29 protein-coding genes are annotated in these 25,997 nt (G+C 65.7%); 16 read left to right on the forward strand and 13 right to left on the reverse strand.

Annotated features, from left to right (window positions below):
* Positions 1-78: 78 nt before the first annotated feature.
* Both ACQP0C_RS16985 and ACQP0C_RS16990 read right to left on the reverse strand, forming a co-directional pair.
* Complete coding sequence (locus ACQP0C_RS16985; RefSeq protein ID WP_433733844.1) at positions 79-513, reverse strand: CBS domain-containing protein; 435 nt, start codon at positions 511-513, stop codon at positions 79-81.
* An 85-nt stretch (positions 514-598) separates the two neighbouring features.
* On the reverse strand, positions 599-1,774 hold the full coding sequence (locus ACQP0C_RS16990) for a PucR family transcriptional regulator (protein ID WP_433733845.1): 1,176 nt from the start codon (positions 1,772-1,774) through the stop codon (positions 599-601).
* Positions 1,775-2,147: 373 nt separating this feature from the next.
* On the opposite strand from ACQP0C_RS16990, the gene ACQP0C_RS16995 reads away from it, so the two are divergent.
* A complete protein-coding gene (locus ACQP0C_RS16995; protein WP_433733846.1) occupies positions 2,148-3,302 on the forward strand; it encodes an esterase/lipase family protein in 1,155 nt (384 codons plus the stop codon).
* Between the two features lie 16 nt (positions 3,303-3,318).
* Here ACQP0C_RS16995 and ACQP0C_RS17000 read toward each other — a convergent pair whose 3' ends face one another.
* The 3 genes from ACQP0C_RS17000 to ACQP0C_RS17010 form a co-directional block, all read right to left on the reverse strand.
* Positions 3,319-3,516, reverse strand: coding sequence for a hypothetical protein (locus ACQP0C_RS17000; RefSeq protein WP_433733847.1), 198 nt, complete (start codon positions 3,514-3,516; stop codon positions 3,319-3,321).
* Between the two features lie 193 nt (positions 3,517-3,709).
* On the reverse strand, positions 3,710-3,943 hold the full coding sequence (locus ACQP0C_RS17005; protein ID WP_433733848.1) for a hypothetical protein: 234 nt from the start codon (positions 3,941-3,943) through the stop codon (positions 3,710-3,712).
* A gap of 203 nt (positions 3,944-4,146) precedes the next feature.
* The gene (locus ACQP0C_RS17010) at positions 4,147-4,944 is read right to left on the reverse strand and encodes an SAM-dependent methyltransferase (protein WP_433733849.1); all 798 of its coding nucleotides are present in this window, start codon (positions 4,942-4,944) and stop codon (positions 4,147-4,149) included.
* 446 nt (positions 4,945-5,390) lie between these two features.
* Here ACQP0C_RS17010 and ACQP0C_RS17015 point away from each other — a divergent pair, with 446 nt between their 5' ends.
* Positions 5,391-5,615, forward strand: a complete 225-nt coding sequence (locus tag ACQP0C_RS17015) for a DUF397 domain-containing protein (protein WP_433733850.1) — start codon at positions 5,391-5,393, stop codon at positions 5,613-5,615.
* A gap of 88 nt (positions 5,616-5,703) precedes the next feature.
* Positions 5,704-6,591, forward strand: a complete 888-nt coding sequence (locus tag ACQP0C_RS17020) for a helix-turn-helix domain-containing protein (RefSeq protein WP_433733851.1) — start codon at positions 5,704-5,706, stop codon at positions 6,589-6,591.
* A 39-nt stretch (positions 6,592-6,630) separates the two neighbouring features.
* On the opposite strand, the gene ACQP0C_RS17025 is transcribed toward ACQP0C_RS17020, so the two are convergent.
* A complete protein-coding gene (locus tag ACQP0C_RS17025) occupies positions 6,631-7,584 on the reverse strand; it encodes a carbohydrate kinase family protein (RefSeq protein WP_433733852.1) in 954 nt (317 codons plus the stop codon).
* Positions 7,581-8,249 carry a class II aldolase/adducin family protein gene (locus ACQP0C_RS17030; protein ID WP_433733853.1) on the reverse strand — a complete coding sequence of 223 codons (669 nt, stop codon included), beginning with the start codon at positions 8,247-8,249 and terminating at the stop codon, positions 7,581-7,583. The genes ACQP0C_RS17025 and ACQP0C_RS17030 overlap by 4 nt, the downstream gene beginning before the upstream one ends.
* Here ACQP0C_RS17030 and ACQP0C_RS17035 point away from each other — a divergent pair.
* The gene (locus tag ACQP0C_RS17035) at positions 8,239-8,940 is read left to right on the forward strand and encodes a TetR/AcrR family transcriptional regulator (RefSeq protein ID WP_433733854.1); all 702 of its coding nucleotides are present in this window, start codon (positions 8,239-8,241) and stop codon (positions 8,938-8,940) included. The two genes, ACQP0C_RS17030 and ACQP0C_RS17035, sit on opposite strands and share 11 nt — an antisense overlap.
* A 41-nt stretch (positions 8,941-8,981) precedes the next feature.
* Here ACQP0C_RS17035 and ACQP0C_RS17040 read toward each other — a convergent pair whose 3' ends face one another.
* The 4 genes from ACQP0C_RS17040 to ACQP0C_RS17055 form a co-directional block, all read right to left on the reverse strand.
* A complete protein-coding gene (locus ACQP0C_RS17040; protein ID WP_354956967.1) occupies positions 8,982-9,209 on the reverse strand; it encodes a hypothetical protein in 228 nt (75 codons plus the stop codon).
* A 310-nt stretch (positions 9,210-9,519) separates the two neighbouring features.
* Entirely contained in the window at positions 9,520-9,822 is a 303-nt protein-coding gene (locus ACQP0C_RS17045) for a putative quinol monooxygenase (protein WP_354956968.1), read from the reverse strand.
* A gap of 32 nt (positions 9,823-9,854) precedes the next feature.
* Positions 9,855-10,550, reverse strand: a complete 696-nt coding sequence (locus tag ACQP0C_RS17050) for an NAD(P)-binding oxidoreductase (protein WP_433733855.1) — start codon at positions 10,548-10,550, stop codon at positions 9,855-9,857.
* A 14-nt stretch (positions 10,551-10,564) separates the two neighbouring features.
* Entirely contained in the window at positions 10,565-11,077 is a 513-nt protein-coding gene (locus ACQP0C_RS17055) for a DUF2599 domain-containing protein (protein ID WP_433733856.1), read from the reverse strand.
* A 131-nt stretch (positions 11,078-11,208) separates the two neighbouring features.
* Between ACQP0C_RS17055 and ACQP0C_RS17060 the strand changes: the two genes are divergently transcribed.
* Positions 11,209-12,324, forward strand: coding sequence for a lipase family protein (locus tag ACQP0C_RS17060; RefSeq protein ID WP_433733857.1), 1,116 nt, complete (start codon positions 11,209-11,211; stop codon positions 12,322-12,324).
* A gap of 5 nt (positions 12,325-12,329) precedes the next feature.
* Here the strand turns inward: ACQP0C_RS17060 and ACQP0C_RS17065 are convergent, their stop codons facing one another.
* Positions 12,330-12,617: a hypothetical protein gene (locus tag ACQP0C_RS17065; RefSeq protein ID WP_433733858.1), complete on the reverse strand. Its 288-nt coding sequence runs from the start codon at positions 12,615-12,617 to the stop codon at positions 12,330-12,332.
* A 273-nt stretch (positions 12,618-12,890) separates the two neighbouring features.
* Here ACQP0C_RS17065 and ACQP0C_RS17070 point away from each other — a divergent pair, with 273 nt between their 5' ends.
* The 8 genes from ACQP0C_RS17070 to ACQP0C_RS17105 all read left to right on the forward strand — a co-directional run bounded on the left by ACQP0C_RS17070 (position 12,891) and on the right by ACQP0C_RS17105 (position 20,739).
* Positions 12,891-14,108, forward strand: a complete 1,218-nt coding sequence (locus ACQP0C_RS17070; RefSeq protein ID WP_433733859.1) for a lipase family protein — start codon at positions 12,891-12,893, stop codon at positions 14,106-14,108.
* Between the two features lie 261 nt (positions 14,109-14,369).
* The gene (locus tag ACQP0C_RS17075) at positions 14,370-15,806 is read left to right on the forward strand and encodes a lipase family protein (protein ID WP_433733860.1); all 1,437 of its coding nucleotides are present in this window, start codon (positions 14,370-14,372) and stop codon (positions 15,804-15,806) included.
* Positions 15,807-15,867: 61 nt separating this feature from the next.
* Complete coding sequence (locus tag ACQP0C_RS17080) at positions 15,868-16,932, forward strand: fused (3R)-hydroxyacyl-ACP dehydratase subunits HadA/HadB (protein WP_433733861.1); 1,065 nt, start codon at positions 15,868-15,870, stop codon at positions 16,930-16,932.
* 94 nt (positions 16,933-17,026) lie between these two features.
* Complete coding sequence (locus ACQP0C_RS17085; RefSeq protein WP_433733862.1) at positions 17,027-17,959, forward strand: helix-turn-helix domain-containing protein; 933 nt, start codon at positions 17,027-17,029, stop codon at positions 17,957-17,959.
* A gap of 48 nt (positions 17,960-18,007) precedes the next feature.
* The gene (locus ACQP0C_RS17090) at positions 18,008-18,850 is read left to right on the forward strand and encodes an SAM-dependent methyltransferase (protein ID WP_433733863.1); all 843 of its coding nucleotides are present in this window, start codon (positions 18,008-18,010) and stop codon (positions 18,848-18,850) included.
* 55 nt (positions 18,851-18,905) lie between these two features.
* Positions 18,906-19,553 (forward strand): TetR/AcrR family transcriptional regulator, encoded by a 648-nt coding sequence (locus ACQP0C_RS17095; protein ID WP_433733864.1) that lies wholly within the window; start codon positions 18,906-18,908, stop codon positions 19,551-19,553.
* Positions 19,550-20,158 carry an Rv1733c family protein gene (locus ACQP0C_RS17100; RefSeq protein WP_433733865.1) on the forward strand — a complete coding sequence of 203 codons (609 nt, stop codon included), beginning with the start codon at positions 19,550-19,552 and terminating at the stop codon, positions 20,156-20,158. Before ACQP0C_RS17095 ends, ACQP0C_RS17100 begins: the two co-directional genes overlap by 4 nt.
* A 143-nt stretch (positions 20,159-20,301) precedes the next feature.
* On the forward strand, positions 20,302-20,739 hold the full coding sequence (locus tag ACQP0C_RS17105; protein WP_433733866.1) for a VOC family protein: 438 nt from the start codon (positions 20,302-20,304) through the stop codon (positions 20,737-20,739).
* A 271-nt stretch (positions 20,740-21,010) separates the two neighbouring features.
* On the opposite strand, the gene ACQP0C_RS17110 is transcribed toward ACQP0C_RS17105, so the two are convergent.
* Positions 21,011-22,561 carry an acyl-CoA carboxylase subunit beta gene (locus tag ACQP0C_RS17110; RefSeq protein WP_433733867.1) on the reverse strand — a complete coding sequence of 517 codons (1,551 nt, stop codon included), beginning with the start codon at positions 22,559-22,561 and terminating at the stop codon, positions 21,011-21,013.
* Positions 22,562-23,005: 444 nt separating this feature from the next.
* On the opposite strand from ACQP0C_RS17110, the gene ACQP0C_RS17115 reads away from it, so the two are divergent.
* The 3 genes from ACQP0C_RS17115 to ACQP0C_RS17125 are packed head-to-tail and all read left to right on the forward strand — an operon-like array spanning position 23,006 to position 25,995.
* Positions 23,006-23,977, forward strand: a complete 972-nt coding sequence (locus tag ACQP0C_RS17115) for a transcriptional regulator (RefSeq protein WP_433733868.1) — start codon at positions 23,006-23,008, stop codon at positions 23,975-23,977.
* Positions 23,978-24,025: 48 nt separating this feature from the next.
* Positions 24,026-24,976 carry an acyl-ACP desaturase gene (locus ACQP0C_RS17120; protein WP_433733869.1) on the forward strand — a complete coding sequence of 317 codons (951 nt, stop codon included), beginning with the start codon at positions 24,026-24,028 and terminating at the stop codon, positions 24,974-24,976.
* Positions 24,973-25,995 carry an alpha/beta hydrolase gene (locus ACQP0C_RS17125; protein WP_433733870.1) on the forward strand — a complete coding sequence of 341 codons (1,023 nt, stop codon included), beginning with the start codon at positions 24,973-24,975 and terminating at the stop codon, positions 25,993-25,995. The genes ACQP0C_RS17120 and ACQP0C_RS17125 overlap by 4 nt, the downstream gene beginning before the upstream one ends.
* Positions 25,996-25,997 lie beyond the last annotated feature (2 nt).

Below are 25,997 nucleotides of genomic sequence, written 5' to 3' on the forward strand. Positions count from 1 at the left end.
CGATACGCACTTTCGATGATGACTTCGAACGTTTCTCGTAGCCAACGCCTTTCGGAAGTCGCAGGTACGCAAGGCCCTTCAGTACTGTCCCTGCACGTACTCCACCAGATGCTGGCGTTCGGTGGCCAGTTCGGAGATCGCGCTCTTGACGACATCGCCGATGCTGACGATGCCGACCAGGCGGCCGTCGTGGACCACGGGCAGATGCCGGATGCGGTGCTCGGTCATCGTGGAGCGCAACCCGTCCACCAGATCGTCGGGCGCGCAGGTGCGCACATCGACGGTCATGATTTCCGACACCGGGGTGTCGAGCAGATCGGCGCCACGCGCGTGCAGGCTGCGCACCACATCGCGCTCGGACACAATGCCGGTGATCCGGCTGCCGTCCGGCGATACCACCACCGCCCCGATATTGTGTTCGGCGAGCGTGCTGAGCAGGGTTCGCACCGTGGTCTCGGGCGCGACGGTGGCTACGTCGCTACCCTTCCTGCGCAAGATCTCCGCTATTTGCATATTCCACCATCCAGATGTCGTGGCACCTATCAGGATGACTCGTTCGTGACCTCGTGACCAGCACGAATCCGCATCAGGCGGGGATTCACAGCCGCCGGGCCACGCTCCGGTCGAGATCACGGGCCAGCAGGGCGATGGCCGCCTGGGAGATTCCGGCGGAGGTGGCCAGGTCGACGGAGGTCAGCTGGGCGATGCGGCGCAGCCGGTAATCGACGGTATTCGGGTGGACATACAGCTGGCGCGCGGTGAGCTGGCGGTTCATATCGTTACCGAGGTATGCGCGCATGGTGTCGAAGAGCTCGGGATGAGCGTCGAGCGGGTTCAGAATCGTGGCGATACGCCGGGTGGCGGGGCCACCACGGGTGAGTTGGTACTCCACGGCCAGGTCGGTCATTCGATATAGGCCCGGATCGCGTCCGCCGACCCGCACCAGATTGAGCAGCTCATGGGCCTGGTCCGCGGCCTCGGGAATCTCATCGGTCTGACCGGTGACCACAGTGGCGGTGAGCGGAACCTCGGCGGATTTGGCCAGTCGATCCAGTGTTTCGGCGGTCAGGCTCGTCGCGTCGTCATCGACCGGAACGAGTAGTGTGCCGCCCTTGGTGCTCAGCAGGGCGAGTACGCGGGAATCGAAGGCGACGGCCAGTTCCGATTGCAGCCTGCGCAGCTTCCTGCGGGCGGCGACCTGGCTGTCGACCCGCGGATCGCGTTCGTCGGGATGTTCGGGAATCGACAGCGCGACCACTTGATACGCGTCGGCGATCGGGATGCCCGCCTGGCGGGCCAGCGCGGAACTGCCGCGACCACTCAGTAGTGCCGAGGCCAGGGTCTGGGTCGCGGTCTGGTGCTCCCGGGCGACCAGATGCTGTTCCTCGACATAGGCGTCCGAGACCGCCACGGTGATCGCCTCGAGCAGTTCGAGCATGAGGTCGGTGGCGACCAGCAGTTCAGCGATATCGTCGGCCTTGGCGCGCGCGGTCACCAACCCGAACGCGATCCGCAGTCCCTCGTGATAGGCGCGCAGGATGGTGCCGAGCGGCACCGCCTCGCGGGCCCACTGCGCCGCCGCCTCGCGCACCTCGCCGAGCTGCTCATCGCCGGGAACCATACGCTTGTCGAACATTTCGGCGGCCAGCGCCAGACAGCTGCGGGTCAGCTTGGTGACATCGCCGCGCAGCTGCTCGCCGGGCAGCGTGCGACACGGCGCCATGCAGGTCGCGAAGTAGCCGACCATGCGCGAGGCGACACGGTCGGTGTTCATCAGGGGAATCGACGCGGGCTGCCCGCCGATCTCTAGGACAGGGTCCGTCGGTTCAACGGACAGATCCAGCGCGGAGAAGGTCATACGCGTCGCTCCAGTGCCAATCGGACGTGATAGATCTGCGCCCGAATCGTTGCATCACTATACGAAAAGGTTATGAACTGGGAAAGGGTATGCGAGATCTGTTGTGGGCCCGCATCGTTGTGCATTGCTCATACGCGCGGCATGTGCCGTGGTGGGAAGCTCCAGCACCGCTCCGAGTCGCCGAAATCCCGTGACCAGCCGTCTTAACGTTGCCAATGGCTCGGTGTTTGCGAACGGTTCGCCTGCGCCGCTGTGCCCACTGCCGGGTAGCCCATGGAAGGTGCGAACAATGACACGACGTAACCATCGGAGATTGCGACGTAACGCGCTGTCGTGCGCGGTGATCGGGAGTGCCGCGCTCCTCGCGGTCGGGTTCGGCCCCGGCCCCGCTGGAGCCGATCCGGATATCGCGCCGACCGAACAGGCTCTCGCCGATTTCATCGGCGCGGCGCCCGGCGCGCCGGCGGGTGGGCGTACCCTCGTGGCCTTCGCTGGCACCGGTAGCAGCTCGGGTTCTGCGGGGAGCCGGGCGTCGGTTCCGGTGAGCGCGGGGCCGGAGGTCGCGGCCTATTTTGCCGCGTTCGGCTACGGGGTCCTGCATCCGGACGCTTCGCCGCCGGGTGCGAACGACTGGAACTGCCGTCTCACACAAGAACATCCGCGTCCGGTGGTGCTGGCACATGGCACCTGGCTCAACGCCTATGACAGCTTCGCCTACCTGGCGCCGCAGTTGGTGCGTGCGGGTTTCTGTGTCTTCGCACTGAACTATGGACAGGCGAATCTGCTCGAGGGCGGCGGGTTCGGTGCGATCCTGCCGGGCCGCAATGGCGTTGGCTACATGGAGGATTCGGCCGAGCAGCTCGGCGGTTTCATCGATCGGGTGCGGGCCGCGACAGGGGTCGACCAGGTCGATATCGTCGCGCACTCCCAGGGGGGCGCGGTGGCCGATCAGTACCTGAAATTCGAAGGGGGAGTTGGCAAGGTGGCGCGGGTGGTCACCTTCGGCGCCACCCATCACGGCACCACCCTGTTCGGGATGGCTACCCTGGGACGGGCGATCAATAATCTGGGTGTCGATATCCTGGGGTTCAACGAGCTGTTCGTCGGCCACGCGAATATCGAGCAGGCGATCGGGTCACCGTTCTACGCCAAGCTGAATCAGGCGGGGGATACCGTGCCCGGTGTCGAGTACACGGTCGTCGGCTCCCAGCACGACGAGGTCACCAATCCCTATGAGCTGACTTTCCTGACCGCTGGGCCCGACGCCACGGTGCACAACATCACGCTGCAGGACGGCTGTGCGCAGGACATGTCGGATCATTTGACGATGATGTACTCGCCGCGCGCGGTATCCATTGCCCTGCGAGCGCTCGATCCGGACGCGCATCCGAATCTGGTGTGCGCGTTCAACCCCTGGTTCATCGGTGGGGGTGGCGGGCTCTAGCGTTGGCCCGCGAAATCTAGGCCGCACCTTGGTGGTTGTGCAGAGCCAGCTCGTCTATCGCTGCGCCGCTTCGGATTTCGTGTTCGATCGCCCTGGCGGCGTAGTGCTGGCCGCTGGCGCGTAGCTCGGCGATGCGCCGTTGCAGCGCCTCGGTGCCGTAGGCGGCGGCGACATCGGCGATCCCGAGTCGACCGGCAGCGTGTGGTGGATTCATGCGAACACCCCTGTGCCTCTGACGCCGGGAGGTCCCGGTGGCGACTGCGGCACGGGCTCCCGGGTACGAAACTCCCTTGTCGCGCACGAGTTTAGAGCGATGTGCTGTGCAGATGCAAGTACATCTGCACGAACATCGCTGCGGGCGAAGTGATTTGGGGACCGGCCCTGTGCGGGGCTATTGGTGCCGAAGGCTATTCGTCGTCGAGCCCGGCCGATAGGTAGGCGGCAGCGGCCAGCCACTGGCGGCATTGCGGGCCGTGGACCTCGTGCAAATGTAGGATCTCGCGGGCCTGTCGATAGGTGAGGCCGCGCGGTTCGACTGCGCAATCGAGTGGCGCGTACTCCGGCGCCGAGCCCTGCCGCAAGGTGTCGATCCCGCCGCCGGAGATCATAGCCCCGCGGGGAGTTCGGAATGGCGTACTCATCTCGACCGCCCCTCGCGTCTGCCGGTGGGGAGGTTGAATGTGGTGACGCCGGTGCGAAATCCCTGCGTACCTCCCCGGTGCTGGCTCCGAGTTTAGGCCGCCAGCATTTACAGATGCAAGTACATTTGCACGAACGACCGACAGAAATATGAACGGCGGGCGACGACCGGATGGCCGACGACCGCTGTTGTCCCGCTTGCGCTTCAGGGTGTGCGGGCGACCGCGCCATAGGCGGAGATCGGCCGGGTCTCGCCGACCTCGGTGGCGTCGGCGCGCCACTGGGTGATGGAGACGAATCCGGGCTCCACCAGCTCCAAACCGTCGAATACGGCACGGATTTCGGCCTGGGGGCGGGGGATATAAGGAACGCCGCCGGTGCCGGTGTAGTTCTCACACAGCGTGACGTAGTCCTTGCTGTCGTCGGTACCGTCCCACATGACCAGGAAACTGCCCGACGGCGTCGCGGCGAGCACGGTGTGCACGATGCGAAGCAGGTCCTCGTAGGTCTTGGCGTGACCGAGCACGCCCATGAACATCACCCCGATCGGCTCATTGAAATTGAGCACGTTCCTGGCATCGGAGATGATCAGCTCCGGATCGTGGAAGTCGGCGTCGACGTAGGTGGTCACGCCCTCTGGGGTGGTGCTGGTGAGCAGCGCCCGCGCGGTGGCCAGCACCAGCGGATCGTTATCGACGTAAACGACTTTCGATTCCGGTGCGACGCTCTGCGCAACCTCGTGGGTGTTCTGCATGGTCGGCAGCCCGGTACCGATATCGAGGAACTGGCGGATGCCCTGCTCGCGTGCCAGATAGCGGACGGCGCGAATGAGGAATTGACGCGACTGCACCGCCATGGTGGTGATATCGGGATCCACCTCGATGCCCGCGTCACCGGCGATCCGATCGATTTCGTAATACTCCTTGCCGCCCATCCAGTAGTTCCAGATGCGCGCGGAGTGTGGGATGTCGGTACGGATGAGCGGGTTGTGGTCTTCGGACATGGGGCTGGACTCCTCGGCGAGCGAATAAGCGTTGACCGGAGTGCTCCGGCGGGCGGGTGTCGCGCATGGCTGGCACATCCGATGTGCACTGTGACAGTACAAGATTCGCGCCTGCTCGACCGGTCGGTTCGAGTGGTTCGCCCGCGCGTTCCGCGTACGGTAGCGCGCGGAATCCGCTACGCACCAAGGAAGCTCTGTCGCCCGCGTGGTGTGGCACGGGGGGTAGACGGATGGGCCCTGCGCCGAATGGCGCATACGGGCACTCGCGTAACCCGTCGAACAATGATCACGTAGCAGACCGGCAGGTCTGAATTCTGCCATCCCACTGGGGAATGCTCCGTGCTATCTTGCAGACGTAGGTGCAAATGCAAGAACGTTTGAGCGCACATCTGTAAGGCCGCTCGAGCGCACATCTCACACTGGAAGCAGCCCGAGGAGTGGGGAAGATGTTGGACACCGGTTCACGCAAGATCACGAGCACTTGGCGCAAGAGCTCCTTCAGCGGTCCGTCCGGCGGTAACTGCGTCGAGGTCGCGGAGGCATCGGATGGTTCGATCGCCGTTCGCAATTCACGCGACCCCGAAGGTGGCATGCTGTTCTACACTCGGCCTGAGATCGACGCGTTCGTACGCGGCGCGAAGGCCGGGGAGTTCGACGACCTGACTAGCTGAGCGGTAACATTGGCGATCGGTACGGTGTGTTTCTAAACGTGGTGTTTGTGACACACTGTGGTCAAACCCGAGTATCGGAGATGACTTCATGATCGCAGAACCCGATGACGACGGTCGTGTGCAATCGGTTGTAGTGGAACGTGGTCCGACCGTATTGCGGATCGCGCTGGGCGGGCAGTTGCGTGACCTCCGGGTGAAGAAGGGCATCACCCGAGAGGCCGCAGGTGACGCCATCCGCGGATCACACGCCAAGATCAGTCGTCTCGAGTTGGGCCGCACCGGTTTCAAGGAACGCGATATCCGCGACCTGCTGACTCTGTACGGCGTGTCCGACGCCGAGGAACGCGAACGCTTTCTCGATCTGGCCAGGCAGGCGAACGAGCCAGGCTGGTGGCATCGCTACAGCGATCTGCTGCCGTCCTGGTTCGGCACCTACCTGGGCCTCGAGCAGGCGGCCACCAAGATTCGTACCTATGAGGCGCATCTGGTGCCCGGGCTCTTGCAGACGCCCGAATATGCCAGGGCGGTAATGTCACTCGGGTACGAAGACGCCGATATGGATCGGCGGGTGCAGGTCCGCATCAAGCGGCAAGAGGTGCTGCGACGCGCCGATCCGCCGACGGTCTGGGCGATCATCGATGAGGCCGCGCTGCATCGGCCGGTCGGTGGCTCCCGGGTGCACCGCGAGCAGATGGAACATCTCATCGAGCTCGCGCAACTGCCGAATGTCACCGTTCAGGTGCTGCCATATTCGGCGGGGGAGCATGCCGCCGCGGGCAGTTCGTTCAGCATCTTGCGTTTCGCCGAATCCGAGCTGCCCGACATCGTTTACCTCGAACACCTGACCAGCGCGCTATACCTGGATCGGCGGCAGGATCTCGCCCTGTATCTCTCGGTCATGGACCGCCTGAGTGTCCAGGCCGAGTCGCCCGGCGAGTCGCTGAAAATCCTCGCCGAATACGCCAAGAAGGCTTGACTGCCTTTGCGGCAGTGGTGATCCGGAACGAACCCCGCGCTACCCACCCGACTCGCTCGGGTCGGTAGCGCGGGTAGGGTTCGCTGCTGCGAACGCGTCCGCGGTCGCGAGATCGAAATCGCCGTGATCGCTGCCGAGTCCCTGAGCCACGAGTGCGGCTACCGCATTGCCGAGGATCGCGGCATCCCGCAGTGAGCGGCCCAATGCGACGGCGCGGATGAATCCGGCGGAGAAGGCGTCGCCGCAACCGGTGGTGTCGACGACATCAATGGCGAAGGCGGGAATGTCCTGATATCCGTCGGGACCGACGAGCAAGGTTCCCGCAGCACCGCGGGTGATCGCGAGAACCGTTGCGCCAGCCTCCTGTAGCACGGCCGCGCCCGCGCGCAGATCGGTGCTGCCGGTGAAGCCGAGTACCTGTTCGTCATTCGGTAGCAGGTAGTCGGTGTAGGGGAGTGCGGCGGCAATGGCATCGAGGCTGCCGAGTGCGCCGGGCGCGATGAGATCGACCGAGGTGGCGACGCCGTTCTCCTTGGCATACCGCAGGATTCGCGCGGCATTGGTCGCGCCGATCAGCTCCGGACCGCCAAGATGCAGATGGTCGGCGTCGGCGAGGGCGTCCCAGTCGACGTCGTCGAGGGTGTAGAACGGATTGGCACCGAGCAGATGCAGACTGGGGCGGGCGCCGTCGGGCCGGATCGGCAGTACCGACGACGACGTGGGCCGATTATCCTTGCGCACAACCAGTTTCGTATCGATGCCTGCCTTGGCGAGCAGTGCGAGCAGGATATCGCCGGAGGTGTCGGTGCCGATCGCACCCGCGGTCCGTACGTGCGCGCCGAGTTTGGCCAACGTCAGTGCGGTACCCGCGGCCGTGCCCGCCGCGGTGATGCGAATATCCTCCACCAGTGCGGTCTGCTGCTCCTGCGGTATGGCCGCGACGGGGCGCACGAGAATATCCAAAACCTGTGCGCCCAAGGCGATTACCCTCATTTGATATCCTTCTTCAGTGGTTTGCGGGTGCCGTATCCGGTGCGTAGTGCCACCTCGACGACCGCGGCCTGCTGCTGCTCGGAGAGCACACGCGGCGTGCCGATCGCCATGGCGTCCAGATACAGCGCACAGGCCCACTCCAGCAGCAGCGCGGATTCGACCGCCTGGTCCAGCGAACCGCCGAGCGTGACGGCGCCATGATTGGCCATCAACGCGGATTGTTTGCCCCGCAACGCCTCTCGCACCGCATCGGCGAGTTCCACGGTGCCGAAGGGATGAAATTGCGCGACGCGCGTCGAACCGCCGAGCAGCAGCTGCTGGTAGTGAATGACCGGCAGTTCGTCCAGCACGCAGGCGATGGCAGTGGCCTTCGGTGCATGTGTGTGCACGATCGCCTGCGTGTTGTAGGTGCGATAAATGTCGAGGTGCAAACCCAATTCGGAGGTCGGCGCATAGCGACCCGCGACCACGGTGCCCGTCAGGTCGACCACGGTGACATCGTCGACGGTGGCCTCGGCGAGTACGACGCCGGTGGCGGTGATGGCGACCAGATCACCGAAGCGCAGGCTCGCATTGCCCGCGGTGCCGACCAGCAGTCCGTGCTCGGCCAGGCGCAGACAGGCCGCGACGACCTGTGCACGTTCGGTTGGCGCAATGGTGGTCATCCGGATACCCTACCGAAACCTGAATTTAATTCACATTATCTCGGAGGTGGTCGTGCCGGTCCGGGCTCTACCTGAAGCGGGCTTGCGTCGCGTGCCGATTCAGGCGCGCAGCCGGGAGCGGCTGGCACGCGTACTGGAGGTGGCCGATCGACTGATCGCCACCGAGGGCGTCGGGGCGTTGACCATGATCAGAGTGGCTGCGGAGGCACGGATTTCGGTCGGATCGCTGTATCAGTACCTGCCGGATCGCGAGGCCGTGATCGAAACCCTCGCCGCGCTGTATCTCGAGCAGTTGGAGGCCAAGGCGGCGCTGCTGCTCGAGATCGCGCGCCGCGAACGGTGGGACGATCCGATCGGCGTCCTGGTGGACGCGTTCGCACAGGTGTACCGGGACGAGCCCGGCTTCCGTGCGCTGTGGTTCGGCAAGGACTTCAACGAGGCGGCACGGGCCGCTGATCGTGAGCACAAACGCCGAATGGCGGTGACGCTGCGCGAGGTTATGCTCGCCCAGGGCGTCGTCGCCGATACCGAGGGACTCGATATCGCGTGCCGCGCCGCACATCTGATGGGCGATGCGGTCATGCAAGAGGCATTCCGATGCGATCCCGATGGTGACCCGAATCTGTTGCAGGAGGCGAAGATCGCGCTGCGGGCGTATGCGTCGCAGTGGGCGTCGCCGCCCGAACCGTGAGGTAATTCGATTGGGCCGCTAGGACTTCGGATGCCGTGGGGTCACTGCTTGATGAAGCTGGAGGCGATGCGCCAGAAGGTGGCGGGTTGCAGGGCCTCTAGATCCCAGTCGTCGGCCATCGCGTGCGCGGTGGTGACGATCCGATCGATATCGAAATCATGTCGAGTGGCCGCACCGGTGGACTCGACAGCATCGATGACGAAAGCGACTGCGGTTTCTCGCGAGTACGCGGTACTGCGCTGTCCGCTTCGGGTCGACGGTGTGCTCATAGTTGTTATACCGTTCGCTGGCTGGTCGGCCAGTGCGGCTTCGGCGATCCCGAGCCGGCCGCCGGGAAGTGGTTGGTCCATTAGAACGCCCCTGACGTCTGGCGACAGCAAACCTCTGGCGACATCGGCCCTCGGTTCACCCACGCGGCCTCCCCTGGTTGTCCCCTGTAATGCCTTGCGGGACTGAGTTTAGGTCGGTGTGCCTTTCAGATGCAAGCACATCTGCACGATCGATTGTGCATTCGCAGTTGGGTTTTCGCATCTGCTATCCACCCGCGAACCGGCTCGAACGGTGGCGAATTTCGCGCGATCATTTCGCGTTGATCACCACATCGGTGCTGTAGTGCACCTGAGTGCCCGGCTCCACATATCGCTCCACCGCGCAGCGCCAGGCCAGGAAATGTTCGGTGAAACGGTGCGCTTCGGCCGCCTCCTCGTCGATATAGACCTGGTAGAGGAAAAACCGGTGCGGATCGACGCGGTCAGCGCATACATCGAATCGCAGGCAACCGGGTTCCTCGCGCACCGATGCGGTCGCACTGCGGTTCACCGCGGCGAGGAATTCACCACGAGATCCGGGTCGAAGCTTCAGGGAAGTGATGCGGCTGAACACGGTAATGTTCTCCATTCCAGCGGCGAAAAATGTCAATCGATAACTGCGGCACCGCCTTCGGCGACCGACTGGCTACCGGTCGCGGAGATCGCTGACGACACCGGTGTGTCGCCCGCGATGAGCTCCAGCGTGGTGTGCACGGTCCGCGGCGCGTGCAGAATCTCGGCAAGCGCGGCGGCGACATCGGCGCGCGCGACGCTGCCGTAGGGCAGCGGCGGCGCGCCCAGTGTGACCCGATCGGTCGCCGCCGTATCGAGCAGGCGGCCGGGCCGCAGAATCGTCCAATCCAGATCGCGGGCGCGGAGATCGTCCTCCGCCTGCGTCTTGGCATCGATGTAGGCGGCCCAGACCTCGTCGGTGCCGGGTGCGGGCGGTTGTCCGGCGCCCATCGTGGAGATCTGCACGAACCGGCGGATACCGGCCGCTTCGGCGGCATCGGCCAAGAGGACAGAACCGCCCTTGTCCACCGTGTATTTGCGGGCGGCACCGCTGCCGGCGCCCGCGCCGGCCGCGAAAACCACGGCGTCGGAATCCTTTACGACGGCGGCGAGCTCGGAGACGGTACTGTGCTCGAGATCGAAGACCACCGGTCGGGCGCCGGTGGCGGCGACCTCGGCCGCGTGCTCGGGATTGCGGATCAGGCTGTCGACCTCATCGCCGCGCTCGGTGAGCAGTTCGCCGAGCAGCAGTGCGATCTTGCCGTGTCCGCCCGCGATGACGACGCGCATGGCTGGTTCCTTTCTCATCGTTCGGGTCCGCCGGGATTGCACGAGGCCTGGACGGTGGCCTGATAGCCCACCGCCGGACGCCAGGGTTCCAGATTCCAGCTCTCCTTGTTCGGCTGCACCACGCGGGCCCAGACCCAATGGCAGACGAACTGATCGCGCATGCCGGGAGTGTCGGCGTCGGGGGCGAGCGTGAGCACCTCCTGCCACGCCCGTTCTTCGGTGTTGGGGAAGGTCTCGCGCCGCCCGGCCTGGGTCGGGAAGACCAGCAGGCGTGGTCCGTCCACGCCCTCGGTCCAGGTGGTGTGGTCGATGAGCGGCATATCGGCGTAGGGATCCACGCTCGGCACCGCGGCCAGGGGAGTGCTCGTCGCCGCCGCGGTCGTGACCGTTGTCGGCGTGGTCGATGCGCTGACCACCGAGGATTCATCGGAACCACATGCGCCCACGGTGCTGGCGAGCGTGCCGCAGCACAGCAGCGCGACGCCCAATCGCACCGCTCGCGTCCGATCGGCCTTGCGCTGGGTCACTGTCGATCCTTCCGCATGGTTGTATGCCAACCGAGCGTAGTCATAGCGCGGCGACGCAACAGCCGTACCGGGATCGAGGCCACCGATTGTGGTGTCTTGTCGGCGGTGGCTGGGCTGGCGATAGTCGGTCGATGGTGCGGGTTCGCAGGGTGGTCGGTGCGGCATTGGTCGCGATGACGGTGGCTTCGGCCGGGGCCGCGATGGCGCAGGGGCGCGACGCTCCCGGTGTGGTCACCGAGACCGCGCAGCTGTCGGGCGCGCTGTGGGTGCGCGGTGCGGCGCTGGCACAGCGGATCACGTATTGGTCACGCGGGCCGCGCGGACCGATGCAGAGCACCGCCGCGATCTACCTGCCGCCCGGTCCACCGCCCCCGGGCGGCTGGCCGATCGTGGCCTATGCGCACGGCAGCGTCGGCATTGCCGACCAGTGCGCGTTCACGCTGCGACCACGCGAGTTCTATTTGGCGACGGTCTATCCGGCGCTGCTGGCCGCCGGATTCGCCGTGGTGATCTCCGACTATGTCGGACTCGGTACGCCCGGCACGCATCCGTACCTGGACGGTCCCTCGCAGGCGCGCAGCGTGATCGACGGCGTGCGGGCGGCCCGCGCGGTGGCACCGGCCCTCGGCGCCCGCTGGGCGGTCTTCGGCCAGTCGCAGGGCGGCCAGACCGCGCTGTTCACCGCGGCGCTCGCACCCACCGACGCACCGGAGCTGGCATTGCGCGGCGCCGTGGCCACCGGCGCACCGTCGAATCTGGAGTACGGGTTGACCGTGGCCGGGCCGTGGGTCCCGCGGTTGCCATTGCGCAAGACCACTACCTATTTCGGCCTGTTCCTGGCCGGATTGCGCGCTACCGCACCGGAACTCGATATCGACAGCTATCTGACGCCGATCGGTGAGCAGGTGCTGCGGATCGTGGAGTCCGAATGTGTCGACGATGCCGATGCGCTGGTGCGCGATATCGCGATCGGGCAGATGCTGAGCAGGCAGTTGGCGGGGCCGGCACTGGAATCGGCGGTGCGCTCGATGCTGCGGATTCCGACCGAGGGGCAGACCGTGCCGCTGTTCCTCGGACAGGGGTTGACCGATCTGGAGGTCCCGGCTCCCTTGAGCGTCGAGCTGATCGCCGATCTGCGATCCTCCGGCGCCGATCTCCAGGTCGGCGTCTATCCGGGTGATCATCTGAGCGCGGCCGCCGAGGCGCTACCGGACGCACTCGCCTTCCTGCACCGTGTGCTGGCGTAATTGCTTCAGTGCCACAGTGATCGGCACGGCAGGCGACGCAGTCCCGGTCGTACCTTGCTGTCCACCGTGACGGTCAGGCCGTCGTGCAGTGCCGCCGAGGTGAATTCCCACGCCTCGGCCCGGGTGGCCGCGTACTCCAGGATGAGGGCGTCCTCGGGTGTCGGGCCATCGAAGTAGACGGTGATCCGCCGCGTCGGCGACTCCTTGACAGCGATCGGATACACCGGATTTCGCGCGCCGGAGTCCTGCTCGGTCGCGCGTTGTCCCGTCGAGTTCTGCGCAGTGCCGTCCATGCCACCGTCTCCTTCGGACCGACCCGTCGTGTCGATAGCATTGACGGTAAGTCGCCGACCATGGCGCGGACTATGTTCCCGACGATCACCTGGACATGTCACAGACACGACACGTAGTTATGGGAGACAGTCACGAATGCGACTGCACACCGATCACAACGCACACTCCCGGGACTTGTGACTTACCAATAGGATTGGCGCGGCCCCTGCCCTTCCCGGCGGTGGCCGTCAAAGATATTCGCAACGTTGGACCCACTCTGGAGGCACCCGTCGATGAGACAGGCCCTGCGAAGACCGTTGCGCGCATTCACCGCGCTGGCGACCGGTCTGGTGATGGTGATCGCGGTGGCGGGGGCCGCCCACACCACACCTCTGTATCCCGCCCCGGATCCCGATCCCTTCTACGCGACGCCGCCGGATCTGGCGGATAAGAAACCCGGTGACGTGCTCGCGACGCGGGTGATGCCGCCGCTGGCGATCTTCCCGGATACCACCGTCACCGTTGTGCGGTTCCGGTCCACCAGCTCCGAGGGACAGCCGATCGCGGCGACCACCACGGTGCTCACCCCGAAGGCGCATGCCGCCGACGGTCCCTTGCTCTCCTACCAGCACATCATCAACGGCCTGGGTTCGGAGTGTTCGGTTTCGCGGGTGCTCTACACCGGTGATCCGAATCTCATCGTCCGAGAGGCGCCGGGGTGGAATGTGCTGCTCTCGCGCGGCTGGAGCGTCGCGCTGCCGGACCATCTAGGCCCGAATTTCGCCTATGGCGCAGCCAAATTGGGCGGCATGATCACCCTCGACGGTATCCGGGCGGTGAAACAGGTCGCCGAATTGCAGGTGGCCAAGAGTCCGGTTGCCATGGTCGGTTACTCCGGCGGCGGCATGGCCACCGCGTGGGCGGCCGCGCTGGCGCCGAAGTACGCGCCGGAACTGGATATCGCCGGAGCCGCGATGGGCGGTGTGCCCATGAATCTGGTGACGATGCTGGAGACGCTCGGTCTGAACTCGCATCCGGTCTTCGGGCTCGCCTTGGCGGCTGGACTCGGCCTGGAACGGGAGTATCCGGACCGTTTCCCGATCAGCGATCAACTCAACGACCGCGGCCTGGCCGCACGTTCCCAGATCGCCAATAGCTGCACCAATGACATTCTGGCCGCGGGCGCGGGCCGCGGCGCCCTGGACTTCGCGAAGTCCACCTCGATGATCAACGATGCCACCGCACGCGCGGTGGTGGAGGAGAACAGCCTCGAGCTCTACGACGGTGTCCCGAAAACGCCCGTCTTCGAATGGCATTCGCCGATCGATGGACTCATTCCGATTGATGCGGTGGTGCATACCGATAAGCGCTGGTGTGCGGCCGGTGCCCGGGTGCAGTCCGAACAGATTCCGGTCCCCGATCACCTGACCGCCGCGGTGCTCGGTATCCCCGCGGCGCTGGCATGGCTGGATGCGCGATACCGAGGGGAGGCCGCACCGAGCAACTGTTGAACGAGCACAGATGAATTGGTGAGACCCGGCGGACCGCCGGGTCGCCACCGCGCCGGATCTGCCTTGCTGACAAGCGGATTCGGCTCGGATTGTTGCAATTCGGAGACGTGTCACACACAACTCGGGCACAGTGGGGTCTCCAGGTGAGCATGGTCGGTTAGCCTGACGCTCTGGCCTCGGTTCCAGGGGCCTTTGGGCGTCGGAGGCACCACCTCAACCGGGCGCCAGGGAAACCCGACGTTGCACCCTGGGGCGTGTGCCATGAGTTGCTTGCGTGTCATCCTTTTCGCGCTATTGCTGGTGTGTTCGGCCGCGACCGGTGATGCGGCCGCCGAACCACAGTCCGTACCCGGACTACCCACCCTTCCGGATCTGCCCACGTTGCCGATCCCCGCGGATGCCGGTCAGATCCTGCCCGATCTGCAGCAGTGGATCGATGGCCTCATCCCACCACCGCCGATCGCCGCGGCACCGCTGCCTTCCGGCCCCATGCTGGAGGCCACGACGGTCTCCCCGGCGCTGGCCGCATTGCGTCGGGCCGCGCTGCCGAGCCCCATCGGCGATCCGATCTTCGACGCGTGGCCAGCGGATCTGGACAGCTTCGCCGAGGGGCAGGTGGTGGAGGTCCGCGATATCAGCGCGACGGCCGCACCGCTGGTGCTGGTGCCGATCCGGCAGGCGCTGCTGCTGAAGTACCGCACGTCCGATTCGCGTGGTGCGGCCTCCTATGCGACAGCGACTTTGATCATTCCGGCCACCACCTGGTCCGGTCCCGGTACCAGACCGGTCGTGGTGAACAATCTGCCGATCGACGGCCTCGGCCGGGACTGCACGCCCGGCTACACCTTGGCCCACGGCTGGTCGCGCAATACCAACATGACCGACTTCATCCCGCCGACGACGCAATTGGCGGCACTGCGCGGATACGCCGTGCTGATCCCGGATCATGAGGGGCCCTGGATGGCCTACGCCGAGCCCTATGTCGCCGGACACGCCGTGCTGGACGCCATCCGGGCGGTGCGCGAACTGCGCCCGGACGAATTCGGCGACAGCCGCTTCGGCATGACCGGATACTCCGGCGGCGCCATCGCCACGCACGGGGCGGTGAAACTGATCGACAGCTACGCGCCGGAATTGGCCGCATCGATCGTCGGCGCGGCGCTGGGTGGTGTACCCGCCGACTACGAGATTCTCGCCCGCAGCATGAACGGCAACCTCGCCTCCGGGGTGTTCCTGGCCGCGACCTTCGGCGTGGGCCGGGAACGCCCGGAGATCCTGGCCAGGATGAACAATCTGGCGCAGTGGGCGGCCACCTCACCGCTCAAAGACACGTGCGGGAACGTCTTCGGTGCGGTCGGTGTGCTCATGTTGCCCATGGATATCGCCGCGAACATTCCCGATCCATTGCACTCCGAGGTTGCCAAGGATATCTACGCGGTGACGCGGATGGCGGGCATCAAGTCGGCCACACCGCTCTATATCTACAACGGTGAACAGGAATTCTGGATCCCCGCCGAAGGCGCCCACAACCTGTACCTCGAGCAATGCGGCCTGGGGGTGGCTGCGGTGTACCGCAGTGTGCTCGGTGAACACATCATCGCTGGTGGTGTGGGGTATCCGGAGGCGATGATCTGGCTCGACGGGCGCTTGCGGGGTGTGCCCGCGCCCGATGAATGTGGAGCCGACGGTCAAAATTGAGGATCCGCTGACGAAGGGTTGCCTGCGTTACGTTGGCCGGCGCGCCGGCGATTTATCACACATGATGGTTTTGACCGGATCCGAACAGGCAAGTGCGTTGGTGGGGCGCCACTACCGAATGGCCGATCACTATGAGGTCGGCCGCGAGAAAATTCGGGAATTCGCCCGTGCGGTGCGGGATTTTCACCCCGCGCATTGGAACGAGGCTGCGGCGGGGGACCTCGGCTACGACGCGCTGATCGCGCCGCCGACCTTCTCCGCGATCGTCTGGCTGCTGGTCCAACGCAAGATGTTCGATTCGGTGCTGACCGGTTACGACATCAGCCAGATGCTGCATACCGAGCAGAGCATCAAGGTGCACCGGCCGCTGGTCGCCGGTGACCGCCTGCGCTGCGACTCGTGTATGGATTCGTTCCGGCAGTTCGGCGATATGGACTTCATGGTCATCAAGACCGTCCTCACCAATCAGCACCGGGAACTGCTGCAGACCGCGCATGCCACGGTGGTCGCGCAGACCGGCGCGCAGATGGCGAGCGAGCTGGTCACGGCGGTCGACGGTGTCATCATGACCGGTCAGGCGCTGACCGAGCGGAATGCGCCCCAGCACGCGCAGTCGCAGGCCGTGGAGAGCGGCATGATCGAATGCTTCGACAAGGAGTTGCCCGGGTTCGCGGTGGACGAGACGCAGGTTCGGGTGCCGTGCACAAAGCCGGAATTCGACGAACTCACCATCGGTGCCGAACTGCCGACCCGAGTCATCCCGCTCTCGCGCGGTGATCTGGTGAACTACGCTGGGGTATCCGGTGATTCGAATCCGATTCACTATAGCGACCATGTTGCGGACGTGGCGGGGCTGCCCAATGTGGTATCCCACGGTTTGCTCACCATGGGCCTGGGCGCGAGCTATCTGACGGACTGGCTCGGCGATCCGGCCGCGATCGTCGACTACGGGGTGCGATTCTCCGGCTTCGCACCGGTATCGGCCACGCACAACAGCGAGATCGAGTTCCGCGGCCGGATCAAGGCGCTGGATCCGGTGCGTCGCGCGGCGACCATCATGCTGACCGCGACCTGCAATGGGCGCAAGCTGTTCGGGCGGGCCATGGCCGAGGTGCTGCTGCGCTGAGCGTCCCAAATGTACTTACCGATGTGCGAATGTTTTTGGAAGTGGGGCATTTTGGTTCTAGAGAGTCGTGGCGAATCCATGGCAGACTCGCATCATGCGTGCTTCGGAAGTGCGGCATTCATTCTCCGGTAACAACCCGGCCACCGACGGTGGGCCCACCGTCCTGCGGATGATGCTCGGCAGTCGGATGCGACGGCTGCGCGAGAGCTGCGATATCTCCCGCGAAGACGCGGGGGAGGCGATCCGCGGTTCACATTCCAAGATCAGCCGACTCGAGTTGGGCCGCACCGGTTTCCGGGAACGCGACCTGGTCGATCTGCTCACGCTCTACGGAGTCACCGATCCCGTGGAGCGCGAGGAGTTCAAGGAACTCGCACGCCAGGCGAATGCCTCCGGCTGGTGGCATCGCGACAGCGATTGGCTACCCAAGTGGTTCGACACCTATCTCGGACTCGAACAGGCGGCCAAGCTGATTCGCTGCTACGAGCCGAGAGCGGTGCCGGAGTTGTTCCAGACCGCCGAATATGCGCGGGCTTTGCTCGCACTCGCCCATCCGGCCGAATCGGCGGAGGGCATCGAGCGGCGGGTCGTGCTGCGGTTGCGCCGTCAGGAGATCCTGCGCCGCCCGAACCCGCCGCAGTTGTGGCTGATCGTCGAGGAGGCGGCATTGCGGCGACCCATCGGCGGGTCGACGGTGTGGCGGGCCCAACTGGAACAGGTGCTGCGTATCGCGGAGGAACCGCATATCACCGTGCAGGTGCTGCCCGACCACGTCGGCGGACCGGCGCTGGCCGACGGTGCGTTCACCATGCTGCGCTTCACCGAGGCCGACCTGCCCGACATCGTCTACCTGCAGCAATTGACCAGCGCACTGTATCTGGACAAGGCCGCCGACCTCGACGCCTATCGCGCGGTGGTGAATCAGCTATCGGTCCATGCCGCGCCGCCGGAATACACCCCGGGACTCCTGCACGCGCTGTGCGAACGACATCCGGCTACGCTCGACCACCCGACCGATCCGCGCTGAGGCGCGAAACCGGCAAGCGCGCCAACTGAACTCGGTATTGTGTCGAGAATGGCCGACGATGTTGTGCCACCGAATCGACTCGACCGGGAGATCGACCAGAGTAAGCCGAGCATCGCGCGCGTCTACGACTATCTGCTCGGCGGGAAGGACAACTACCTCGTAGACCAGGAGGTCGGTGACCACTTCAAGCTGAACCTGCCCGGTTCGGTGGCGATTGCCTTCACCAGCAGGCAGGCGCTGATTCGTGGCGTCCGGGATATGGCCGTGGCCGGTATGCGGCAGTTCATCGACTTCGGCAGCGGCCTGCCGACCGCGGACAATGTGCATCAGGTCGCCCGGCGGCATGCACCCGGCGCGCGCGTGGTCTATGTCGACAGTGATCCGATCGTGCTCGCGCACGGCCGTGCGCTGCTGGCCACCGATGCGAACACCACGGTGATCCAGGCCGACGCTCGCGACCCGAAGTCGATCCGTGATCACCCCGAGGTCGCGCGGCTGATTGATTTCGAGGAGCCCGTCGCCGTCATCTTCAGCTCGATCCTGCATCACTTCAACGATGATGAGGAACCGGCGGCTGTCGTGCGGTTCTGGAACGACCAGATTCCTTCCGGCAGTTACGTTTTCATCACGCACTTCCGATCCGGCCACAACCCGGAGACCACCGCTGCCGAGCAGAAGTTGCAGAGCACCTTCGGTCGCGGCCGCTGGCGCGATACCGATGAGATCCGCGGACTCTTCGGCGGGCTCGAGATCCTCGAGCCCGGTATCGTCCCCTCGGCCCATTGGCGCCCGGACGCGCCCGCCGGTCCTGGCGCATCGGTCGGCGCCGTCGACCGCAAACTGACGGTCTGGGAGCAGCTCATCGTCACCGGGTTGGCCTGCAAACCCTGATTCGGATCACACCGAACTAATGTCCCGTTGGGACAATAGCGCGTAGACTGCCGATATGAGTATCGACGACGGGGTCGACCTCGACGGCCGTAGGCTGCGTACGCTGCGCAGTCGCGCGGCGATGTCACGCGCCGCATTCGACCTGCTCAACGAGCGGGGACTGGATTCGGTGGCGGTCGAGGACATCGCGGAGCGGGCCGGGGTCACCCGGCGGACCTTCAGCCGTCATTTCTCCTCCATCGAGGAGGCGGTACTCGGTGAAATCGATCAGGACGTGCACCTGTTCAACGAGGCCCTGTGCCGCCGCCCGCTCGGCGAGCCGCCGCTGGTCGCCTACCGCAACGCGCTGCACGACTGGTTGGCCGCCGAATACGCCGGGCCGAAAGCGGCCGGGTTGGCCCGACGCTGGGCGCTGTTCCAGCGCTTCGAGGACGAGCCGACGCTGGCCGCCGGCTATCAGCGCATCCGACTCGACGGACAGCGCGAATCGGTGCGGATCATCGCGGCCCGGCTCGGCGTGGACCCCATGGTGGACCGGCGCCCCGAGGTGGCCGTCGCGGCCGGGTCCGGACTGCTCGTCGCCGCCCTGCAGGTCTGGGGCGCGGGCTCGGATACCAACGGACTGCCCGACCTCATCGACATATTCTTCGACACCCTTAACGGGCTGACAGCCGACTTCCAGAGCGAGGTGTCATCGTCATGACCGCAGCAGCCGGATCACCGAGTGTTGTCCGCCGCACCTGCCGCCGCGTCGGGTTGGATCGAAATCCGATGCGCCGCCGCGAGGACCGCGTGCAGTTGGCGGTCGCGGCGGTTCTGACGGTGTTGTTCCTGATCATCGCTCCGCTGCTGTCGATGGCGGTCGGCGGCCGGATCTACCAGAACGAAGACCGTCTCGCGAAAGCGCAGGCGGCGCAGTTGCACCCGGTCGAGGCAACCGTGGTCGAGGTCGGCAAGGCCCCGCTGTACGCGCCGATCACTCCGGCCCGGGTGCAGTGGAAGGACGCACTCGGGGTCGCGCACACCAGCGACTACCAGGCCACCGGACTGGTGAAAGCCGGTGCCACGGTGAAGATCTGGCTCGATAGCTCGGGTAAGGTCACCGAGCCGCCGTCGAGTACCCGGGCATTGAGCAAGGCGCTGCTGATCACCACGGGGCTGGTCTTCGCGATCGGAACCTGCTTCGGCGGCGGCTACGCTCTGCTGCGCCGTGGCCTCGATCGTCGCCGGGCCCGGCTCTGGGAGGCCGAATGGGCCACGGTGGAACGGACCTGGGGCAATCACGGCACGCGTCCAGATCAGGCGTAGGGCGGGTCTGACAAAGGGGGCGTGCTGGCTGAGACGCTCCTTCTCGTGTCGCGGTTCCAGGTGCTTTCGGATGCTCAGTGGTCGTTGATCGAGCCCCCGCTCGTCACCAGGGCTGCTCGGCCCGGCTCGGTAACATGCAACGCATGTCCATCAAACTCGAGAACGTCGGCATCGCCGTTCGCGACCTCGAAGCAACGATCGCCTTTTTCACCGACCTCGGTCTCACGGTCGTCGGCCGTGACACCGTCAGTGGTGAGTGGACCGACACTGCCGTCGGCCTCGATGGCAACCACGCCAAGATTGCAATGCTCCAGACGCCAGACGGTCACGGTCGCCTCGAGCTCTTCGAGTACATCAATCCCGAAGCGATCGAGTCGAAGCCCACTCGTCCCAACGAGATCGGCATGCACCGCGTCGCCTTCTCAGTCGACAACATCGACAAAGCCCTCGAGATAGCCGCGAGGCACGGCTGCCATCCGCTTCGCGGCGTGGCGACCTATGCGGACGTCTACAAGCTCACCTACGTCCGCGGTCCCAGCGGCATCATCGTGATGCTCGCCGAGGAGCTGAAGAAGGGCTGAGGGCCGATCGGCCCAATGAGGGTGGGGTAGGAGACCTCGTTTCGGCAGACACGCTCTAGTCGCCTCGCGCGAGTGCGGCGTGCCCACCCAGAGTGGGTAGGGACACACTCGGTGGGCACGCCGCGTGCCGGGCCGCCGTGCGGCGAACACGGGCCGGGCATGGATGACGTTAGGGCACAACGACATCGGGCCGCTCGGCGAGCGGACCAACATCGGAGATCGCACGAACGGTGCCCGTTTGTGTTGTGACGCAACACAAACGGGCGACAACCTAGACCGGGAAGAGGCTGTGCTTGCGCGGGTTGTGCTTCTTGACCGAACCCTTCTCGCGCAGCAGGCGCAGCGCCTTGCGGATCTCCAAGCGGGTCTGGGACGGCTCGATGACGGCGTCGATATAGCCGCGCTCGGCCGCGGTCCACGGGGTGGCCACGGTGGCGTTGTAGAAGTCGATCATCTGCTGACGCACGGTGGCGCGCTGGTCGGCCGGGGTCGCCTCCAGTTGTCGGCGGCCGATGATGCCCACCATGCTCTCCGCACCCATTACCGCGATCTGTGCGGTCGGCCAGGCCAGGGCGAGGTCGGCGCCGAGCGGCTTGCAGCCCATCACCGCGTAGCCGCCGCCGTAGGCCTTGCGCGTCACGATCGACACGATCGGCACGGTGGCCTCGATCACCGAGCGGAAGAACCGGCCGCCGCGCTTGATCACGCCGTTGCGTTCCTCCTCGAGGCCGGGCAGCACGCCGGGGGTGTCGACGACGAAGATGATCGGCAGGCCGAAGGCATCGCACAGGCGGATGAAATACGCCGCCTTGTCCGAGCACAGCCCGTCCAGCGCGCCCCCGAGCACCTGCGGCTGATTGGCGACCACACCGACGCTGCGGCCGTCGACCCTGGCGAACCCGGTGATCAGATTCGGTGCGGTACCCGCGCTGATCTCGTGGAAATCCCCGTCGTCGAAGATGCGCAGCAGCACCTCGTGCATGTCGTAGCCGGAGCGGGCCGAATCCGGAATGATCGAGTTCAGTTCCAGATCGTGGCTGGTCAGCTCCGGCTCCAGGCCCGGATTCACCACCGGAGCCTGCTCGAGGCAGCTCGACGGCAGGTAGCTCAGATAGGTGCGGACCCAGTCGAAGGCGGCCTGCTCATCGGCGGCGACGTGATGCACCGTGCCATTGGCCTGCAGGGCGGCGGCGCCGCCGAGATCATCGGCGCTGACCACCTCGCCGGTGACACCCTTGATCACCTCCGGACCGGTGACGAACATATAGGACTTCTCGGTCGCGACCAGCACATCCATATTGACCGGGCCGTACACCGAACCGGCCGCGCATTTGCCGAGCATGACCGCGACCATCGGCACGAAACCGGACAGGTCCTCCTGGCGGCGGCACATCAGCGCGTACCAGGCCAGCGAGGTCACCGCCTCTTGGATGCGGGCGCCGCCGGAGTCGTTGATCGAGACCACCGGGCAGGCGTTCTCCTGCGCGAACTCCATTGCGGCGGCGACCTTTCGGCCGAACATCTCGCCGACCGAACCGCCGTGCACGGTCTGATCGTGGGCGATGACGACGACCGGCCTGCCGTCGATATAGCCGCGGCCGGTGACCACGCCGTCGCCGTACATGCCGTCGGCGCTGCCGGGCTGGCGCATCAGCGCGCCCATCTCCACGAAGGAGCCTTTGTCGAGCAGCATCCGCACGCGCTCACGCGCGCTGGGTATGCCCTTCTTCTTGCGCTTCGCGATGCCGGTCTCGCCTGCGGGCTCCTCGGCGAGCTCGAGGACGTCGCGGAGTTCCTCCAGCTTTTCTCGCGTACCGGTCATATGGGGTCAGCCATCCTTCGAACTCGTCGCCAGTTGCACCGCCCGGGTTCACCGAACTGAGGCAAGGCGGTCGATGCTATCGGGCACATGACCCGGAGCACAGGGATCCACTTTAGTCATGGGACAGCTCACAGGTTCGGTCGGCGTGCTCTGGTTTGAAGCACCAGTGTCTGGGTACAGCGGGCTGCCATGCCGATGCCGTCGCTGCAGGGCCGCCGGGCGTTACAGCGGCGCTCGCGCGGGCGCCACCCGTGCGCCAGCGGACCGGCGGTGGACCGATCCCGCTGTCGTAATCTGATCATCCGAATGACCGGAATATTTGCAACCGAGAATCCGTCCGCTGCTTGTGATTTCGCCCAAGGCTGTCGGTGCGAAGTGATGACTTTCCTAATTATCGGGCCGGATATTCGATTTCGGCTCGAACCTGGCTAGCCTTTCATAGTCATGGTGGGCAAACGGGCCGGTTCGGGTACCAAGACCTTGGAAGCAAAACTGGTCGAGCATTTGACTTTTCAGGCTCGGCGCGCACGACGCGAAGATCTCGGTACTATCACGCGCACCTGTTTGGTGGAGGCCGCGCGGATGCTGGAGGCGCGGTTGGTTCCGGTGACGACACAGCCTGCGGCGATTACCGGTTCGGCCGCGCGCTGGGCACGCGAGGGGATAGCGCTGGAAACCGTGCTCGACGCGTATCACGATGGTGTCCGCATCGGTTTGGAATTCCTCACCGAGCAGGCCGCGGGCGAAGACGCCGATGCGGTGGCGGCCGCGGCCGGGCTGATCGTCCGGGTGTTGGAAACGGTGACGACGGCGACGCTGACGGCCTATCTCGATGAACATCGCCAGGTGGCGCGGGAGCAGCAGACCGCGGCGCAGACGCTGGTATCGGCGCTGCTCAGCGGGCACGGCGTCGCGCACTTGGCGCGCCGGGCCGGAATCAGTGTGGCCGCGTCGTACCAGGTCGTGGCCCTCGCGATTCCCGCGCATCCGGATGAGCGAAGACCCGGCATGGGCGCGCCGTCCGCGGCGCGCCGGAAGCTGCGCCGCGTCCAGGCGGCGCTGGCGACTCCGCTCGGTTCCCGGGCGCTGTCGCTGCTGTCCGATGAGGGCGGTACGGTCCTGGTTCCGATCGATGAGATCTCGGCCGTGACCTCGCTCGCACTCACCCCCGAGGTGCTCGAGCTGATCGGCGAGGCCGCCGAGGTTCCGCTGACCGCGGTGGTGACGTTCGGCGATACCGGCCGGATTCCCGAACTGGCCGGGCTGGCCCAGGAGTTGCTGGCCCGCCTGCAGGCCGATGGCCGACCGCCGGGGCTCTACCGGCTGGCCGATCTGCCCGATTGTGACGGGCTCCAGCAGGCTCGCCGCCCGGTCGTCACCTCGCCCAATGATCACCGAATCACCCGTTCGGCCTGACCGGACGCCCTTAATCTGCGGTTCCGGGGTGTGAACGAAGGAGTACGTGTGCCGACCACGCTGACCGATCTCGACATTCTGCGCGAACTCGAGCCTGTCGCCGAACGCCATCTCGAAGAGCACCTGCGCAAGGCCAAGCCATGGCACCCGCACGATTATGTGCCTTGGGACGATGGCCGGAATTTCGCGGCCATGGGCGGTATCGACTGGGAGCCAGGACAATCCGAGCTGTCCGAGGTCGCCCGCACCGCGATGGTCACCAACTTGCTCACCGAGGACAATCTGCCCTCCTATCACCGGGAGATCTCGGAGTCGTTCTCACTGGACGGGGTCTGGGGCACCTGGGTGGGGCGCTGGACCGCGGAGGAGAATCGTCATGCGATTGTCATGCGCGATTATCTGGTGGTCACTCGCGCGGTCGACCCGGTGACCCTGGAGCAGGCCAGAATGGCGCATATGACGACGGGTGTCGCGAAACCTGGTCGGGGACCGCAGTTCCTGCGATCTGTCGCATATGTGACGCTCCAGGAACTGGCGACGAGGATCAGTCACAGAAATACCGGTGCGGCCTGTAATGAGCCCATCGCCGAGCGTATGCTGCAACGGATTGCCGCCGACGAGAACCTGCACATGATCTTCTACCGAAACCTCAGTGCCGCCGCCCTCGACCTCACACCGGACCAGACCTTGCGCGCGATCACCGATATCGTCACCCGGTTCCAGATGCCCGGACTCACCCAGCCGAACTTCCGGCGTAATGCCGTGGTACTGGCCAAACATGGCATCTACGATCTGCGCCAGCATCTCGACGGCGTGCTGCGCCCGGTGCTGCGGGCCTGGAATGTCTTCGAGCGCAACGACCTATCCGGCGACGGCGAACGCGCCCGCGACGAGATCGCCGCCTACCTCGACGAGTTGGCACTCAGGGCAACGCGTTTCGAGGAGCAGCGTGATCGCGCCGCGGCCAGACGGGCTGAGCGGGCCGCCGTCGCGCCATGAGTCTTCGAGCACCGATCACCGCGGCGGCGATGGCCCTCATCGCCGTGGTGGGGGCTGTGCCCGCGCTCGCGGATCCACCCGCCGGACCGCCGCCCGTGGATCCGGCCATGACACGGACCGGCACCATCAATATCGAAACCGTCGGACCGCGCCACGAACGCTTTTCGATCGCCTCGGCCGCCATGCGCCGGGTCATTACCGTGGATGTATTGCGCGGCAGCGGTTCCGGGCCGCATCCGCTGTTGTATCTGCTGGACGGTGTCGACGGCGAGCAGATCTCGGGGTGGCTGAGCAAGGGGCGGGCAGCGGAGTACTTCGCCGATAAGCCCGTCGATGTGGTCTTGACCAGCGGCGGTACCGGGAGCATGTACAGCGACTGGATGCGTCGCGACGCCACCCTCGGACTCAATCGGTGGGAGACGTTTCTGACCTCGGAGCTGCCGCCGATCGTCGAGTCGTATCTGAGAACCGATGGGCGGCGGGCGATCGCGGGCGTATCGATGGGCGCGCAGGCGGCCATGATGCTGGCCCAGCGGTATCCGGGCCGATACCGTGCGGTCGCGGGGATGAGTGGATGTTATTCCACCGCGGACGAACTCGGCCGCGCCGTCACCACCATCACGGTCGCCTCGCGCGGCGGCAATGTCGAAAACCTCTGGGGCCCACCCGGTTCGCCGGAGTGGGGTGCGCACGACAGTGTGCTCGGGGCGGCCGACCTGCGGGGTACGTCGATCTACCTGTCCGCGGCGACGGGCCTGCCGACCGACGCCGATCTCGTCGCCGTATCGCATGCGCCGAACCTCGTCGAAGCCCTGCAGATGGCGGGCGGGGGACTGGCGCTCGAGGCCGGTGCGCGCCTGTGCACCGAACGCTTCGCCGCCCGACTCGCCGAGCTGAGGATTCCGGCCACCGTCGACTACGCCCCGGCGGGCATGCACACCTGGCCCGATTTCGAGGCGCAACTGCCGCGTGCCTGGCGTGTGCTCGCCCCGGCCCTCGGGCTGCCCGAACCGCACTGATC

Source organism: Nocardia sp. CA-129566 (assembly GCF_050956075.1).
In the GTDB taxonomy this organism is placed as follows: Bacteria; Actinomycetota; Actinomycetes; order Mycobacteriales; family Mycobacteriaceae; genus Nocardia.

Excerpts from the sequence above, each read along its gene's own strand:
- ACQP0C_RS17090 (WP_433733863.1), top strand. The coding sequence starts at position 18,008 with ATGGCCGACGATGTTGTGCCACCGAATCGACTCGACCGGGAGATCGAC.
- ACQP0C_RS17040 (WP_354956967.1), bottom strand. The coding sequence starts at position 9,209 with ATGAGCACACCGTCGACCCGAAGCGGACAGCGCAGTACCGCGTACTCG.
- ACQP0C_RS17075 (WP_433733860.1), top strand. The coding sequence starts at position 14,370 with ATGAGTTGCTTGCGTGTCATCCTTTTCGCGCTATTGCTGGTGTGTTCG.
- ACQP0C_RS17035 (WP_433733854.1), top strand. The coding sequence starts at position 8,239 with ATGGTGGTCATCCGGATACCCTACCGAAACCTGAATTTAATTCACATT.
- ACQP0C_RS17010 (WP_433733849.1), bottom strand. The coding sequence starts at position 4,944 with ATGTCCGAAGACCACAACCCGCTCATCCGTACCGACATCCCACACTCC.
- ACQP0C_RS17030 (WP_433733853.1), bottom strand. The coding sequence starts at position 8,249 with ATGACCACCATTGCGCCAACCGAACGTGCACAGGTCGTCGCGGCCTGT.
- ACQP0C_RS16995 (WP_433733846.1), top strand. The coding sequence starts at position 2,148 with ATGACACGACGTAACCATCGGAGATTGCGACGTAACGCGCTGTCGTGC.
- ACQP0C_RS16990 (WP_433733845.1), bottom strand. The coding sequence starts at position 1,774 with ATGAACACCGACCGTGTCGCCTCGCGCATGGTCGGCTACTTCGCGACC.
- ACQP0C_RS17025 (WP_433733852.1), bottom strand. The coding sequence starts at position 7,584 with ATGAGGGTAATCGCCTTGGGCGCACAGGTTTTGGATATTCTCGTGCGC.
- ACQP0C_RS17070 (WP_433733859.1), top strand. The coding sequence starts at position 12,891 with ATGAGACAGGCCCTGCGAAGACCGTTGCGCGCATTCACCGCGCTGGCG.
- ACQP0C_RS17110 (WP_433733867.1), bottom strand. The coding sequence starts at position 22,561 with ATGACCGGTACGCGAGAAAAGCTGGAGGAACTCCGCGACGTCCTCGAG.
- ACQP0C_RS17015 (WP_433733850.1), top strand. The coding sequence starts at position 5,391 with ATGTTGGACACCGGTTCACGCAAGATCACGAGCACTTGGCGCAAGAGC.
- ACQP0C_RS17115 (WP_433733868.1), top strand. The coding sequence starts at position 23,006 with ATGGTGGGCAAACGGGCCGGTTCGGGTACCAAGACCTTGGAAGCAAAA.
- ACQP0C_RS17095 (WP_433733864.1), top strand. The coding sequence starts at position 18,906 with ATGAGTATCGACGACGGGGTCGACCTCGACGGCCGTAGGCTGCGTACG.
- ACQP0C_RS17065 (WP_433733858.1), bottom strand. The coding sequence starts at position 12,617 with ATGGACGGCACTGCGCAGAACTCGACGGGACAACGCGCGACCGAGCAG.
- ACQP0C_RS17085 (WP_433733862.1), top strand. The coding sequence starts at position 17,027 with ATGCGTGCTTCGGAAGTGCGGCATTCATTCTCCGGTAACAACCCGGCC.
- ACQP0C_RS17100 (WP_433733865.1), top strand. The coding sequence starts at position 19,550 with ATGACCGCAGCAGCCGGATCACCGAGTGTTGTCCGCCGCACCTGCCGC.
- ACQP0C_RS17000 (WP_433733847.1), bottom strand. The coding sequence starts at position 3,516 with ATGAATCCACCACACGCTGCCGGTCGACTCGGGATCGCCGATGTCGCC.
- ACQP0C_RS17020 (WP_433733851.1), top strand. The coding sequence starts at position 5,704 with ATGATCGCAGAACCCGATGACGACGGTCGTGTGCAATCGGTTGTAGTG.
- ACQP0C_RS17050 (WP_433733855.1), bottom strand. The coding sequence starts at position 10,550 with ATGCGCGTCGTCATCGCGGGCGGACACGGCAAGATCGCACTGCTGCTC.
- ACQP0C_RS17005 (WP_433733848.1), bottom strand. The coding sequence starts at position 3,943 with ATGAGTACGCCATTCCGAACTCCCCGCGGGGCTATGATCTCCGGCGGC.
- ACQP0C_RS17105 (WP_433733866.1), top strand. The coding sequence starts at position 20,302 with ATGTCCATCAAACTCGAGAACGTCGGCATCGCCGTTCGCGACCTCGAA.
- ACQP0C_RS17060 (WP_433733857.1), top strand. The coding sequence starts at position 11,209 with ATGGTGCGGGTTCGCAGGGTGGTCGGTGCGGCATTGGTCGCGATGACG.
- ACQP0C_RS17125 (WP_433733870.1), top strand. The coding sequence starts at position 24,973 with ATGAGTCTTCGAGCACCGATCACCGCGGCGGCGATGGCCCTCATCGCC.
- ACQP0C_RS17080 (WP_433733861.1), top strand. The coding sequence starts at position 15,868 with ATGATGGTTTTGACCGGATCCGAACAGGCAAGTGCGTTGGTGGGGCGC.
- ACQP0C_RS16985 (WP_433733844.1), bottom strand. The coding sequence starts at position 513 with ATGCAAATAGCGGAGATCTTGCGCAGGAAGGGTAGCGACGTAGCCACC.